Below are 14345 nucleotides of genomic sequence, written 5' to 3' on the forward strand. Positions count from 1 at the left end.
TCAATCTCTCTCTAGTGATGCGGCAAGCTATCGACTAAGCCTTCTTTCGCCATCTTAGCTTTAGCCTCTAAACGAGAGCTAACGAATAAACCAGATAACGCCGCAACCATACCAGCCATTGTTGGGATTGTTGCCATCGAAATACCAGAAGCCATCAAACGCGCATTACTGGTACCTTGTGTCGCCATAGTTTCAAATACGTTGATCATTCCAGTTACAGTACCCAACAATCCTATTAGAGGACACATTGCGACTAAAGTTCGAATAATTAACAATCTTGCATTTAAAGCGTCTGACGCTTGTGAAATCCATGCATCACGGATTCTATGCGCATACCAAGACGTAGTATCTTTGCGCGCATCCCAATCAGCAATAATCTTGCTTTTTACTTTTGGAAATACGGCAGTTAGATACCAGTAGCGCTCAATCATCAAAGCCCACATGAGAAAGAGCGCAGCGGCAACGAAATAAAGTACGTCACCGCCAGTAGCGATAAACTCCCTGACCGATTCCCATAATCCAATCAGGTAAAGCATATTAAGCTTGCTCCGTCTCTGCGTGCGTAGCAATGATACCCGCAGTTTGCTCATCTAATACGTGAACAATCGATTTACTGCGAGAAGCTACGATGCTGTGCATAAGGATTAATGGCAGCGCTGCGATAATACCCTGTGCCGTTGTTACCAACGCCATTGAGATACTACCCGCCATCATGCGTGGGTCACCCGTACCGAATAGTGTGATTGTTTGGAACGTTGCAATCATACCTAATACCGTACCTAGTAGACCTAGTAATGGAGCGATAGCCGCGAAAATCTTAATGACATTGATACCAGCTTCAATACGCGGTAACTCACGTAAAATCGCTTCGTCCAATTTCAATTCTAAGTTTTCTGCATCAGCTGTTTTGTTCTCGTGATAAACCGCCAAGATACGACCCAGTGGGTTTGAGCTTGATGGGCTGTCAGGGTTGTTTAGCTGAGACTTAATCTTACCGCCAACCAAGGTCAAGGTGATTAGCTTGTAAAGACCAATTAGAAGGCCAATAGCTAGCATACCGGTAATGACATAACCTACCACGCCACCCGCGTGATAACGCTCAGACAACGTTGCTTTTTGCTTCAACAGACCAAGAATTGAACCGCGAGATGGATCGGCATAGAAAGGTACAAGGCCAGAATTCGCTCCACGTAGAGCAAACGCAGAATCCACTAGGTAACCGTCTGGTTGACGGCCCAACGGTTGTACTGCATCGTTCTCGTCGTCATACACCAAGTAGCCTTCATCACCGATTAGGTTGAAAGTACCAACACGAACAACTTCTTGAGTGGTTGTTCCACCATCAAGGCTAACAACCTCGGTGGTGAATCGAGCAACCTGACCAGACTCAGTCATTTCGGTTTGCAGTGCAAACCATAGGTCTTCTAACTCACCAATATTTGGTAAACCTTTAGACTCTTCTGACATACGAGCAAGGAACTCGTCACGGCCAGGATACTGTGCACTAACGATAGATGTAGCAATTCGACCATAAGCTTCTGAAGACGCTTGACGCACAACACCGAACATCTCACCTAAAGTACCTGTTGCGTTATCAAGTTCGATTTCTTTTTCAGTTAGCGTCGTTTCGTTGTCTGCGAACTGTTGCGCAAGACGATCGCCACGCTCCTGTTCAGCACGCAACTCGGCTTCGGCGCGACGTAAAAGCGCTTGCTTGTCAGCGCGCTCTGAACGAAACTCTGCTTCGCGCTGTTCGTTAATTCGCGCTTGTGACACGCGATTTTGTTGAACTTCTTCCAGAAGCTCTTTAAGCGTCTTTGCTTCTTGAGCAACTGCGCCCGTTGTAGCCAATACTGAGACAGTAGCGGCTGCTAGTAATGTTTTTAAAACGTTTTTCATTACCGATTACTCCGCTGCTTTGATTGGTAGTTTGATAAGATCAGCAGGAATAATGCCCTGTGCCATCTTAACTGCATCAACAACAGACTTGAGGTACTCATCACCTAGCTGTTCCCATTTACGCGCATCGTTGTCCCAAACCCACGCTGTGGTTTGATCTAGCGAGAGTGCTAACAACGCAGTACGGCCTAAGTTGAAGAAATCAACCGTTACTTCAGTACCGTTGTCATCCAACTTACCTTGGTATGACTGAATGCGTGTGCCGTACTCGTTTTCAATTTGATAAGCTTCGATCACCTGACGGAACTGCTCTGAAACAGTAACGTTAGAGTTGCTCATGATATCGCGCAAGCGCTGAACACGCTCTTTACGCTCAACAAGATTGATAGGAATATCGAGGTCGATAAACTTATCAAGACTGTCAATCATGCGGAACATTAGCGGCACAATACCTTGCTTAGTCTCTTCGATACTATCGATTTGACGTTGAAGAGAGTCTATTGCGCGCTGTTGGTCTGCTACCAAACCCGCTAAGTAATCGTTGTAAACTTTTAAGTTTTCAGTTTCATCAACAACCCCGCGATACTCAACGAGCAATTCTTGAGATTGCTCAAACAGGGTATTAATTTTTTCTTGAGATTTTGCAGCATCAGCTTGGATTTTAAATTCTTCAGAATGAAGATCGTTCAGCGGATCTGCAGAGACAATGGCGCTACTACCGAGTGCAAAGGCACCTAGTACGGCAGAGGCAATAAGAGTTCTCTTGCTCATATTGGACATAGTTCCCAACCAATTTTCTTGTTCGAATCCTCGCAGGACAATCACACATACAGCGAGGGGCTATTAAACCGTTAGTTATATTTTGATAGATGTAAGCGATCGAAAATCGCCCACGACTTGCGGATGGTCACATGGAAGTAACAACAAAGTCAAGTTGGCTGGGACTAAATGGGGGTAAATGTAACGTATTATTAACTAAACAAGTGAATGAGTATGCGGTGTAGCGAACAGGTCCTGCCAGCACCGTCATACTTTTAACAATTCGTAACATTAGTACAGGTGAAATACACACTTTTTTTACTATCATTTACTGCATCAACCAACTGCTTCAAATCGAGGGACTAAAATGAAAGCATCGTCAATTAAAGCCATTGCACTTGCCGCTACGGTCACATTATTCAGCACTGTAAGTGTTAACGCTCAAGAGCGCACTCAAGAAGGGATGTGGATGTCTGTATACACAAATACAGTTGAACAAGGTTTGTACGCTCTAAATTCAAAAAACTATCAGAGAGCATTTGAAAAATTACTTCAAGCGGCGAAATGGGGCAATAAAGACGCACAATTTTACCTCGCACAAATGTACTTGAATGGCTGGGGCATGGATCCCGATTACCAACAAGGTTGGCTGTGGTTCAAAGTCGCATTAGAGCAACGTACACAGGAGTGGCGTGACGCTGAGCGTCAATTAACAGAAGCCTTACCTGCTGACTTTATCGCAGCAATGGAGCCATTCGTCGCAGAGCATATCGCTAAGTATGGTGCTGAGGCACAAGACTTGAGTTGTCGACAGCGTACTCGCGTCGGCACAAACATCAAGGAAATTACCTGCGAGAAGCGCGCTTACTAATCGCGTAAAAATCAGTATACTCTGCGTAAAAAAGCCAGCATTACTGGCTTTATTACGTAGAGCGCTAATATGAAATACCACCCTAAATACCAAGTGTCGGTCGATGATCGCGATATTTACGTGTTCGATGATGTGTGCGGCACAGATGAAATCAATAATTTATACAACGGCCTTACAAATAGTGCCTATCGCAAAAATGAAGTTGCCCGCCCAGATACACAAGACTACAAACACTGGGCTGTGAATCTTAGTGAACAACAAATATTAGCTTTGCCGCTGTATGCCAATTTAATGAATGCGGTAGAGCAAGCGACCGGTAAACGCTACAAAGCTTATCGCGGCTACTGTAATCATTCAGCTTACGGTGACATGCTATTTACGCATACCGATTGTTTGCCGCAAAACGACGAAATGACAGCGCTCGTATACGTGTGCCCTAAGTGGGACATTGAATGGGGCGGTGAAACGTTATTTTTCAACCGTGACGACGACTGTGCATATGCATGCACACCTAAGCCGGGCCGTGTCGTCGTGTTCAATGGCGCAATAAAACACGTCGGCCGCCCCCCAAACAGAATCTGCTACGCGCCTCGATATACGCTAGCATTTAAGCTTGAACCCGCATAATTCAGTCGGCTGGTACCATATCAAACGCTATGGTCAGACGTCGTTCGCCACGGGTAAAAGGCCGAGTACCATGCCACATGAAAGACGGAAACAGAACGAGCGTCCCACTTTCAGGTTTGATGACATAGTCTGCGGGTAGGTCGAGTTGATCAATCTCGGGTTTACCAAATTGCAACCAACCTTCCCCGCCGGCATCTACCGCGGGCGGTATATCGACGTAAAACACGCCACTTAACCAACCTTGTGGGTGAAAATGTGACGTGTGAAATCCATCGACTTTTAAATTGACCGACCACGAACCGGTAAACGATAACGCTTTACCAACATGGCGTAGAAATGGGTGTTGAACATTTTTTGCTTGCGCTTGAGTAAACGCATTTGCTCGCTCCATAATCCACGTCTTAAGCTCCTGAATTACCGGCTCAGGGTCGTCAAATATATCTTCGTAAGTTTGCGTGCCACCGCGCAAAGACTGACCAATTGGATGCTGGGAGTTAGCGTGCATATGCTCTAATTTGTCAATCAGCCGAGGTATAAACCCAGCTGGCTTGCAACTTAATATCGACGAAACGTTTACTAAGTCATAATCACAAAGCTGATGGTATTCTCGCTCTGCCTTTTCAATCTTTAGCGCCGTTGAATATAGCGTCCACCAACCTTGGTCATCGGTTTCGCGGCGCTGCAGCTTGCGGTAAATATTCAGCGCGGTTTTGCCGTCTCCTAACGCCAGCGCAATATAGCCTCGCTCGTTCTCTATCGACACTGATGGTGGTCCTTTACTCGAGGTAACCGCTGTTCGGATAGCAATTTGCGCTTCCCCAAGTCGGTTACATAACCGGTGATGTCTTGCAACAAACATCATGAATGTCGGGTCAGACTGCCACTTGCCTACACCAGCCTCGATCACAACTTGAGTTAAATCGAGTTGCTCTGCATTGAGAAGCAGGTCCAATGCTGCTATGCACAGTTCATAACTCGCATGCGTATTACGCACTGCAGACATTAACTTAGCAAAGGGCTCTTCGATGCCAAGAGACCAGCGCACATGAGCATACTCAATCTGTAAACTTGCATCTAACGGCGCTATGGCAATAGCTTTTTCATAAAAGACTATAGCTGCATCATGTTGTTGAAGTAGAACGTGATTTGCTGCTAAGTTAATAATGACGTCAACATTATTTGGCTCAATCTGTACAGCCTTTTCGAGTAGCGAAATAGCATTTCGATAGTTTTGTTTTACACGCAATAAGCTAGCGTACTGTAGGTACAACTTTATTCCCCAAGGACTGGGAAGCCGTATTAACAGTTGTTGATAAATAGACTCAGCCTCACCTAACTTATCATTTTGCTGGAGAGCACTAGCCAAACCCATTAATAACTGAGGGTCATCAGGGCGGGTTTGTAACGCTTGTCTATAGCTCTTTTCCGCTAAGGTAAATTGTTTTTTTAGTGAATATGCACGCGCTAAGTTGATGTACCCATCCAAAAATTTAGGATCAATTTGCAAGGCCTTCTTAAGCAAGTTAATCCCATTGTCAAACTCGCCGATGGCTATCAGTAAATTTGCATGGCCATTTAATACGAAAGGGACGGTTGCAAAACGCTTGCTTAAATTGCGATAAACTTTGTTCGCCTGTGACAGATTGCCAGAATGGCGCAGAGCATTGGCATAACATACCCCACTTTGAGGATCACACTGTTTAACGCCAAGGGAACTCTCGAACTGCTTGATAACCCATTCATATTGGCGCTGTTGATACAGTTTAATGATCTGTTGTGTTATAGGATTTTGCACTGAGTTAACTCTCTTTATCTAGACCGGCGAGTTGGCCAAAACGAGGTTCCCATGATGAATAAATGCGCATAAAATGCTGCACGAACTGTCTCTCTTCTACGCTAAGATCTGGATGCCACAAGTCAAAAATTAGCACACTACGCGTCGTCGTGGCCGCATTTTTAGCTGAATGTAAAAATGAGTCATCAAATATCATGACCTTAGCATCATCGCTCCAAGTGAACACCTCATCCCCTGCTTTCAGCCACGCTTTGTCGGACACACATAAAGGAATATGTGCCGTCAACTTTACGTTGCTGATACCGTAATGCGGCGGGATGTAGGCGTCAGACTCTAACACCGAAATAAAAACCTCAGGCGCGAATGGTGGACAATTAGGTATTAAATCGTGTTTGAAGCAATCGAGAAATTCTGTAGGAAAAGCTTCAGATGCGGGTTGTCGTTTTCCACCCGTGATTAAATGCTGCGCTTGCCATGTATGCCGCAAGTCTTGCCATTGCGCTTGCTGGGGAACCGAGCCGATGTGATCAACGTAACTGACCGCATGTTCGTTAACTGGTGCCTGTAGCTGCGAGAAAGACCGTCCAACTACCGAAAGTAAAGAGTTTAGCTCACAGAAATCTTCAAGTGAATAAAACGGTTGCGCGCGCAAGCCGGGAAAATAAAAAAAGCTCGGTTGTTGTAGTGGATTTGCAAAGGGCACCGAACGCAGCCCTACAAAATTCTCCAAAGCGGCTAAATTACGCGCACTCTTGCCAATAAATGGCCGCACCAAATCGTATAATCGTTTGCGTGCCAAACTACCCGCATTCTGCCGATGAACAGCAGGCCACTGCGTAGCATTCACAGTCAACGATGCGTTCCAATCAGCGTAGAGTTCTAGCGCAGTATCATAATCGCGTTGCGCTAACGCATGCTGAATTTTTGATTCGAAGTTAATTGAATTCATACACAAAAAAACGCCCCGCAGGGCGCTTTTTAAAAAATTAGGCTATCACTCGCCATCAGCGCCGCTAGTCATGCTGCCACGTTGAATACGCAGCATGCCTTCACGACCTGCTTCTTCTTGTGCTGCACGCTCTTCTGCAGTGCGACAAACTCGCGTCATCATGTTTGAGCCAATGCGCTTTTCCATTTTGCACACTACGCCGTCATCGTCTTCTACTGCAGCTACTCTTTGGTCACTGTCACTTGAAGAACGCGAAGCTGAAGTAGTGCTATTACAGCCAGCTAAAACCAAAAACGCTGCCAAAATCATTAAATATTTCATTTGAGATTTACCTTCTTTGGATACACAACACGACCATAGTGTGTTGCTGATTCTCGGATCCATCGGGTGAGGACCCACTTTGTTCCCTTTTCCACTGGCGCACCAGCATGATAAGAATCAAGCTCTACATTACCATCTTGTGTTAGATTATTAAATACCAAGACATCGCCAATTGCCGCTTTTATCTTTATTCCCAATTTTGGAAACACCGTTTCACCACCGCTGTAGTCATCGGATAAATACGTAATAGCTGTGCGTATTCTTTGCCCGCCGTCAGTAAGGATTTGATCAAATTGAGGCCCTTGGCCAACTATCGCATCATAATGTGGTTTATATTCCTGACCTGATTGGTAGCGCAGCAAGTTCATTGACTCACCGCGAGAACGACAAACACCGGTCAACGTCTCGAGTACATCATCAAGCTCGAGCACAAACCAATCTATATGCTCGGGAGTCACATGAACGATATAACTCGTTCTAACCTCATTGCGAATCCCCTTACCCGTGTGAGGATCATGCACCATAGACGGCTGCATCATTGGGCCCAAGCGCAACTTCATATAGGCACTTGCCAATTTGCTACATACATTTTTGTATAAACGTATGCCACAGCGTTCCATACTTAGCTCAGTCACACATTCCGCCCTAGTGCGCCACTTCCACAGCGCCGACGTAAGCAAAGGCGATAATTCCTCTGCCGTATACGACTTCATAGGTGAAGGTACATGTTCAGTACACCCCAAATCCACAATTAATTGCGGAACGAGTTTATCGATCATGCCTATAAATGGGTTTTGCGGAAATTCATCAAGGGTAAGGTGCGCCAAAACGAGTAAAGATTCTATATGCCCCCTACTACCTTCTAGGTACAGGTCATTAAGATCATCAATCTCGAGCTCTTCGTCAGTAAAAAAGGCTTTTAACGTTATTAAGCGATGCAAGGTACCGGGTACGCCCTTGTGCCACTGCTTGCGCAAAAAATCAAATGCAACACTAGCATCTTCGCGAAAATATTGCTCGGCCAAATACAAAGTACCCATCGGATGACCAGCATCCGCGGCTTGCTGCAGCGCATGATTAGCGCCTACGCTGTCTTGTTCGGCAAAACATTGCATTGCGCGTTGGAAGAAACTTTCACCATTCATTTACTACTGTATTCCATATAAAAAAAAAGCCTCTCTTTCGAGAGGCTTTTAGCTTACTAAGAAAATCTTAGAACGTCATGCTGAAGCGAACATAACCGAACTGTCCAGGTACTTCGTACATAGACGGGTCGAAGCTGTTAGCAAACGTTGTGAAAGATACTGGTGGATCTTGATCCAACAAGTTGTTGATACCAGCAGTTACACGTAGGTTATCGTTGATGAAGTAACCAACTGATACATCGTGGTAACCCATTGCACCCAACTCGTTGTAATCTTCACCGTCAGGACCGCTGTTAGGATCGCTACATAGCTCATCGTTCAACGATGCGCTGATGCTACAGTTCTCAACAGTTGAACCAATGTGGCGGATCAAGTAGTTAGCAGTCCAGTCACCGTTAACCCAGTTCAAGCTGATGTTAGAACGGATACGTGGAACAACGTCACGGTCAAACGCACGACCAGCTTCACGGAACGGAGTTTCCGCACCAGATACTGGGTCTACGATGATTACGCTACGGTCATCAACATAAGTTGCGTCTAAACGGAACTTGAAGTCACCAAAGTCAGTTTCGAAGTTATATGCTAACTCCATGTCGAAACCTTTCGTTGTTTGACCACCTAAGTTAACCAAACCGTTGAACAAGTCTACGATCTGACCTTGTGAACCACGTTGAACAAGTGAACAAAGCGTTACGCCGTCGCCCGCACAAGCGTCAAGGATAGATTGAGCACCAACAGATGAAACCGCGCCTTCAACTTCGATATCGAACACGTCAAACGTCAATGAAGCACCTTCTAACCACTCTGGTGCATAAACAACACCGTATGTGAAGCTTTCTGCTTCTTCAGCCGCTAGATTACGGTTACCACCAACGGTGATACGAATCTGTGAGTTAGGCTGTACATAGCCAGCAGGGATACCCGCACAACCCGGAAGGTTAGGGTTAGCTGCTGCGCCACCGTTACATGGGTCAGTTAGTGGTGGGAAGCTATCGCTGTTACCTAGGAACAACTCAGAGATTGAAGGTGCACGGAATGCTTCAGACCATGTACCACGAACCATCAACTCTTCGTTAATGCGCCACTTCAAGCCAACTTTAGAGTTAGTCGTGTCACCGAAGTTGCTGTAGTCAGAGTAACGAGTCGCAAGTTCTAAGTCTAATGAATCTACAAAATCCATATCAGCAACTAGAGGAACTGCTAATTCTAGGTAGAATTCTTCAACGCTGAATGAACCTTCAGTCGGTTGACGAGAGTTACCAGAAGTAATGCCCGCTGCAATCAACGCGTCTGGCTGGTCGTAACCTTCTTGCCAGCGCTTCTCATAACCTGCTGCGAAGCCAACGAAACCAGCTGGAAGTTCCATAACTTCACCAGTGATGTTCGCCTGATAGCTTTCTAGTGTAGTACCAGCAGCGTCTTGCGCAGTAAATGAAATGTAATCAAGCATTTCTTGAGTAATTGAACCTTGACCGATACCTGTAGAACCACCGAATAGGTTTAAAGGTACGCAAGATGCGTCGTTAACACACTCATTGCCTAAAGCAAGCTTAACGCGGTCAGTGTTTAGAAGACCATCTGTTAGCGTGTTTTGTGCGATATCAGCATATGTATAGCCAACATCCCAGTAGTATTCGCTGTCACCTAACTCAAGAACACCTTCAAAACCACCGTTGAACTGGAACTGGTCAACGTTCTGTTTGAATTCACGGTTACCCGCTTCAAACATACGACGACCAACCAAGAACAACCAACCTGGATCGCCAGCTGGTAGGTCAGTAGAAAGGTCAATACCTAGCGGGTTGAACGGGTTGTCCGCGCCGATCACATACCCAGAATCACCGAATGCAGCACCGAAGAACAATGGCGTAGGTGCCAAGAACTGTGCAGATTTACGGTTGCCGTAGAAAGCCGTTGCAACAGCTGACACGTTGTCTGTTAACTCATAACGACCCTGAGAGTATAAGTTGATACGCTCTTGAGGTGTTGACAAGTAGTTGAAAGGAGCAAAGTTAAAGCGGCTACCTGGCTCAGTCCAAGGTGCTAGACCACCTTGCTGACCAGTACCTGTTTGGTTCTGGAAATCACCGTTCGCATCATAGTACATGAAACGACCGTTAGGCGTACCAGATGAACCACCGAAACCTTCTGGAGTACCGAATACAGGAACTGCAGAAATAGGACGGTCGCCAGCGAATGTTGGCTCTTCTTCTACGTAAGAAACGTTGAAGTAAACGTTACCTTTGTCGTTAGAAACACCGAAACCGATGTCGTATTGTTCTTTATTACCGTCGCCTTCGCTGATGTACTCACCTTGGTATGCACTCGCGTGAACACCTTCGAAGTCTTGCTTAGTAATGATGTTTACAACACCTGCGATCGCATCAGAACCGTAAACCGCAGAAGCACCGTCTTTAAGAACTTCGATACGCTCGATGATTGAAGCTGGGATGTTGTTCAAGTCAACTGAACCGCCTAGGCCTGGAGACCAACGCTTACCGTTAACTAGTACCAACGTACGGTTAGAACCGATACCACGGATGTTAATCGTAGTTGTACCGTTACCACCGTTGTTGTTGTTGGTGTTGATTGCAGAACCTGCTGCAGGAATTGATTGAAGAACGTCACCGATTGAAGTGATACCGAACTTTTCAATTTCGATCGCGTCAAGAACAGATACTGGGTTAGCACCTTCAATGTCTGCACGACGGATACGTGAACCAGTTACCTGGATTTTTTCAACAGCGCCCTCATCTGCGCCAGCATCTTGAGCGATTGCTGGAGCGGCAAAACCTAGTGATGATACTGCGCCGAAAGCACAAGCCAACTTGACTGACTGTGCCAGCTTAGAGTTTGTAAACATGTATTGTCTCCCTGGATCACTAATTCAAATAGTGATTTGTTATTAACCGTATGATCGGTTTTTTATTAGTAAGGTAGTGAACCTCACAGCGATAATAACCATATCCACACAGCGTGGTCAACTGCGTTTACGGTGAGATGCATAAAAGTTCAAAATTTTTTTCGATTATTTTATCTAGCCGTAAAGAATTTATTACACTTTAGTTTTGTTCGCCTGATATAGATGAAACTCTAAATAGCGCGTCACCTCGTCAGGTAGTTTTGGCAAAAGGTGTTTAGGCAGTAAGAAAGTCGCCATGTCAAAGAAATCTACGAATACCCGATTTGCCTGCGTGGTCCGATGCAAGTATTCATGCCCAGCAGAACCACCAGTACCAATTTTTCCGCCTAACATCCGGTGAACCATCATGGCGTGACGGTGACGCCAAATAGTCAATTTTTCATCGACTTCCGTCAGTAAGGTAATAAATTGGAAGGGCAAATTGAAAATGGGTTCTTGTGAATATTGTTTAATAAAAAGCGCTGACAACATCGCTTTTTGGCTGAGACGAAATTGGCCACTATCTAGCAGTTCTTGATATTGCGCTTCGTCGAGTAAGGCAGAAAATTTGGCTTCAGTTTGCGCCAGAGCCGCCAATTCCTTATTGCGCTCGGTCTGGGAAAGCCCCTGGTTTTGTGTGATTGTTTGCCGATCTTCTGCGAGATAATCTTCAGTAACAGTCTTATACAACTGCCAAAAAGAGAAACCATCGATTTCTAACAGCGGCATTCTCGCCAACCATTTATCGACTAATTCAAACAAACTCGGCTGCTTCTCCAGATTCGTGAGGTATGCGCGGTCGTCTTCAGTTAGTCGCAAGTAAAACGATTGCTGATCGAAATCGATTCTATACTCGCGTTTTAAGCCGAGCGAAATCTCCAACTGTTTAAACTGGATGCTTTGAAAGCCAGATGCTGGGACCAAGTAATCGCGGAATGCGAGAAACTCCTGTGGCGTCATGGTTTCCATTACGCTAATTTGATCGTTCATAATCTGTTGTATTTGCGTCACTCGACGCAGACGATGAACGACAGTGGTCAAATCGCGGTCATCAACGTTATTCGAAGCAAAAATGCTAATAATACTGTTGAGCTCATGCAAAATTTGCTTAAACCACAATTCGTAGACCTGATGAACAATGATAAAAAGCGTCTCATCATGAGCAGCTTCCGCATATTTTTCGCTTTGCAGTTTTTGTGCGCCTAAAATCTTATCGAGGTGTAAGTAGTCACCGTAGTAAACCGGTGGGATATTTTTATGCATTATTATTCTCGGTTTGTTTAATCCTTATAGATTATCAGCTCAAGTGGTTGATTGCCCATATCGTTCAGCAAACTAAATTCAATCCGTGAATTGGTAATGTTTTTTCAGACCGCAAAATGTATGCTATTTTTTAAACAACAATCAGACGTGCTTAGGCCTAATATGAAACTTGATGATGATATCCACAATTATTATGAGCATTTAGTGCTAGAAAGAATTGAGAAGCTCGGCTTAGATAAGACCAAAGAAAGCGATTTTCTTGCCGACTTGTGTTGTTTGGCACTTAACCAAGTACCCCCACGGTATATTCGGTACGAAGTTGACATGGCTTTTTACCTACCACAAAACGAGCGCCAACAAATGGAAATGAACGTAGTCAATGCGGTCGACAAAGCGCTGGGGTATTTAAACCAAAAAGATGTTAGGCAGTGATATAAAAGGGAGTTGGTGGCAAGCACCTAGCCACATTCCGGCACATGAGTCGTTCGCTGCGGCTGCTCCCTTCCGGGCCTGACCGGGTTAACGAAGTATCATTGCGGAAGGACCAAGCGCCTACCATAGAAAAGCTGGCTAACCAGCGGCGCGCATTATCCCTATTTCAAAGTCTGAATGCAAGCCGATGTGACTGTTAGCCAATGAAAAATCCCATTAGTATTTGAAGCGCTCTTCCGCCATCGTATTGGCCACTTCATTAGTGGCTTTATTTTCGTCGTCTGCGCGTGTAAAAATGGCACTTAAGTTGTCTCCGATGCGCTCAATGTGCGACTTCATTGCAGCTGCACTTGAGTCAAATCGTTGATGATAGATATCAATCACACCGCCAGCGTTTATCACGTAATCTGGCGCATACAGGATATCTTTCTGGCGCAACATTTCCCCCATGGCTTCTGTACTGAGTTGGTTATTGGCAGCCCCCGCTATCACGCTAGTTTGGATCCCAGCAATACTCTCTAGGTTAATCGTCGCTCCCATTGCACAAGGGGCTAAAACATCAGCTTTTACACTGTTGATTTGTTCTGGTGCGACTACAGTTGCTCCAAACTCCTCTACTGCTCGTTGAGTATTTTCTGGATAAATATCGGTAACGATCAATTTCGCACCTGCTGCGTGTAAATGAGCGGCTAAACGATATCCGACGTGTCCTAGCCCCTGAATAGCAACGGTAAGACCATTTACACCGGTACCAAATTTATGTTGCACAGCAGCCTGTAATCCAACAAAAACACCGTAGGCTGTCGAAGGGGCAGGATTGCCATCTGACGGCTCCCCCGTATACTGGTACTTGGCATTAATACCAGCAATGTACTGTGAGTGTTTCGCCATATTATGCAGATCATCAACACTAATACCGGAATCTTCCGCGGTGTAATAACTACCACCAAGTGATTCAACGAAACGCCCCATGGATTCCATCATATCGGCAGTTTTAATCCGGCGGGGATCGCCGAGAATAACTGATTTACCACCACCTAATTTGAGCTCAGCCATGGCCGCTTTATAGGTCATGCCTTTGGATAATCGCAACACGTCAGTTAGCGCCTCAGCACTGTTCGCATAAGGCCACATCCGGCAACCGCCTAAAGCTGGTCCCAAGTATGTGTTATGCACCGCTATTATCGCTTTTAAGCCTGTTTTTTCGTCGTTCCAGAACGCAACGCGTTCGTGTTTATCAAATTCGCCGTGTTCAAATACGCTCACTGCTGGGTACTCTTTATTGTCATTATTGAAATGTCAATGTTAGCGGATCACGCTGAGGACGATTGTTGCGAAAACACGATAGCAAAGAATTTTGCATGAATAACTGTTGCAACCTC

General features: G+C 45.4%; 13 protein-coding genes and 1 other RNA gene. 3 read left to right on the forward strand and 11 right to left on the reverse strand.

Annotated elements, in window-relative coordinates:
• Positions 1–11 precede the first annotated feature (11 nt).
• From QTP81_RS05580 to QTP81_RS05590, 3 genes are read right to left on the reverse strand one after another with little or no spacing between them, the layout of a single operon-like run.
• Entirely contained in the window at positions 12–536 is a 525-nt protein-coding gene (locus tag QTP81_RS05580) for a MotA/TolQ/ExbB proton channel family protein (RefSeq protein WP_289364282.1), read from the reverse strand.
• A 1-nt stretch (position 537) separates the two neighbouring features.
• On the reverse strand, positions 538–1899 hold the full coding sequence (locus QTP81_RS05585; protein ID WP_289364283.1) for a MotA/TolQ/ExbB proton channel family protein: 1362 nt from the start codon (positions 1897–1899) through the stop codon (positions 538–540).
• Between the two features lie 6 nt (positions 1900–1905).
• Complete coding sequence (locus QTP81_RS05590; RefSeq protein ID WP_289364285.1) at positions 1906–2670, reverse strand: DUF3450 domain-containing protein; 765 nt, start codon at positions 2668–2670, stop codon at positions 1906–1908.
• A 355-nt stretch (positions 2671–3025) separates the two neighbouring features.
• Between QTP81_RS05590 and QTP81_RS05595 the strand changes: the two genes are divergently transcribed.
• Together QTP81_RS05595 and QTP81_RS05600 are read left to right on the forward strand one after the other, a co-directional pair.
• Entirely contained in the window at positions 3026–3529 is a 504-nt protein-coding gene (locus QTP81_RS05595; RefSeq protein ID WP_289364286.1) for an SEL1-like repeat protein, read from the forward strand.
• A gap of 69 nt (positions 3530–3598) precedes the next feature.
• Positions 3599–4156, forward strand: a complete 558-nt coding sequence (locus QTP81_RS05600; RefSeq protein WP_289364288.1) for a 2OG-Fe(II) oxygenase — start codon at positions 3599–3601, stop codon at positions 4154–4156.
• A 1-nt stretch (position 4157) separates the two neighbouring features.
• Here the strand turns inward: QTP81_RS05600 and QTP81_RS05605 are convergent, their stop codons facing one another.
• The 6 genes from QTP81_RS05605 to QTP81_RS05630 all read right to left on the reverse strand — a co-directional run bounded on the left by QTP81_RS05605 (position 4158) and on the right by QTP81_RS05630 (position 12531).
• The gene (locus tag QTP81_RS05605) at positions 4158–5951 is read right to left on the reverse strand and encodes a tetratricopeptide repeat protein (protein ID WP_289364290.1); all 1794 of its coding nucleotides are present in this window, start codon (positions 5949–5951) and stop codon (positions 4158–4160) included.
• Between the two features lie 4 nt (positions 5952–5955).
• Positions 5956–6900 carry an aspartyl/asparaginyl beta-hydroxylase domain-containing protein gene (locus QTP81_RS05610; RefSeq protein ID WP_289364292.1) on the reverse strand — a complete coding sequence of 315 codons (945 nt, stop codon included), beginning with the start codon at positions 6898–6900 and terminating at the stop codon, positions 5956–5958.
• 45 nt (positions 6901–6945) lie between these two features.
• Positions 6946–7221, reverse strand: coding sequence for a hypothetical protein (locus QTP81_RS05615; protein WP_289364294.1), 276 nt, complete (start codon positions 7219–7221; stop codon positions 6946–6948).
• A complete protein-coding gene (locus tag QTP81_RS05620) occupies positions 7218–8366 on the reverse strand; it encodes a prolyl hydroxylase family protein (RefSeq protein WP_289364295.1) in 1149 nt (382 codons plus the stop codon). The genes QTP81_RS05615 and QTP81_RS05620 overlap by 4 nt, the downstream gene beginning before the upstream one ends.
• A gap of 67 nt (positions 8367–8433) precedes the next feature.
• A complete protein-coding gene (locus tag QTP81_RS05625) occupies positions 8434–11229 on the reverse strand; it encodes a TonB-dependent receptor domain-containing protein (RefSeq protein ID WP_289364296.1) in 2796 nt (931 codons plus the stop codon).
• Positions 11230–11421: 192 nt separating this feature from the next.
• Positions 11422–12531, reverse strand: a complete 1110-nt coding sequence (locus QTP81_RS05630) for a tryptophan 2,3-dioxygenase family protein (protein WP_289364297.1) — start codon at positions 12529–12531, stop codon at positions 11422–11424.
• Between the two features lie 162 nt (positions 12532–12693).
• Between QTP81_RS05630 and QTP81_RS05635 the strand changes: the two genes are divergently transcribed.
• Entirely contained in the window at positions 12694–12963 is a 270-nt protein-coding gene (locus tag QTP81_RS05635) for a late competence development ComFB family protein (RefSeq protein WP_289364298.1), read from the forward strand.
• Positions 12964–12984: 21 nt separating this feature from the next.
• Here QTP81_RS05635 and ffs read toward each other — a convergent pair.
• Together ffs and QTP81_RS05645 are read right to left on the reverse strand one after the other, a co-directional pair.
• An RNA gene (gene ffs, locus QTP81_RS05640) (signal recognition particle sRNA small type) lies at positions 12985–13081 on the reverse strand.
• A gap of 98 nt (positions 13082–13179) precedes the next feature.
• Positions 13180–14229, reverse strand: coding sequence for a Glu/Leu/Phe/Val dehydrogenase dimerization domain-containing protein (locus QTP81_RS05645; protein WP_289364299.1), 1050 nt, complete (start codon positions 14227–14229; stop codon positions 13180–13182).
• Positions 14230–14345: the final 116 nt, after the last annotated feature.

Origin of the sequence: Neoalteromonas arenosi, assembly GCF_030362855.1 — a bacterium.
GTDB classification, from domain to species: domain Bacteria; phylum Pseudomonadota; class Gammaproteobacteria; order Enterobacterales; family Alteromonadaceae; genus Alteromonas_E; species Alteromonas_E arenosi.

What these genes read in the sequence shown, in the direction of transcription:
- QTP81_RS05580 (WP_289364282.1), bottom strand. Translation starts at nt 536, where the DNA reads ATGCTTTACCTGATTGGATTATGGGAATCGGTCAGGGAGTTTATCGCT.
- QTP81_RS05585 (WP_289364283.1), bottom strand. Translation starts at nt 1,899, where the DNA reads ATGAAAAACGTTTTAAAAACATTACTAGCAGCCGCTACTGTCTCAGTA.
- QTP81_RS05590 (WP_289364285.1), bottom strand. Translation starts at nt 2,670, where the DNA reads ATGAGCAAGAGAACTCTTATTGCCTCTGCCGTACTAGGTGCCTTTGCA.
- QTP81_RS05595 (WP_289364286.1), top strand. Translation starts at nt 3,026, where the DNA reads ATGAAAGCATCGTCAATTAAAGCCATTGCACTTGCCGCTACGGTCACA.
- QTP81_RS05600 (WP_289364288.1), top strand. Translation starts at nt 3,599, where the DNA reads ATGAAATACCACCCTAAATACCAAGTGTCGGTCGATGATCGCGATATT.
- QTP81_RS05610 (WP_289364292.1), bottom strand. Translation starts at nt 6,900, where the DNA reads ATGAATTCAATTAACTTCGAATCAAAAATTCAGCATGCGTTAGCGCAA.
- QTP81_RS05615 (WP_289364294.1), bottom strand. Translation starts at nt 7,221, where the DNA reads ATGAAATATTTAATGATTTTGGCAGCGTTTTTGGTTTTAGCTGGCTGT.
- QTP81_RS05620 (WP_289364295.1), bottom strand. Translation starts at nt 8,366, where the DNA reads ATGAATGGTGAAAGTTTCTTCCAACGCGCAATGCAATGTTTTGCCGAA.
- QTP81_RS05625 (WP_289364296.1), bottom strand. Translation starts at nt 11,229, where the DNA reads ATGTTTACAAACTCTAAGCTGGCACAGTCAGTCAAGTTGGCTTGTGCT.
- QTP81_RS05630 (WP_289364297.1), bottom strand. Translation starts at nt 12,531, where the DNA reads ATGCATAAAAATATCCCACCGGTTTACTACGGTGACTACTTACACCTC.
- QTP81_RS05635 (WP_289364298.1), top strand. Translation starts at nt 12,694, where the DNA reads ATGAAACTTGATGATGATATCCACAATTATTATGAGCATTTAGTGCTA.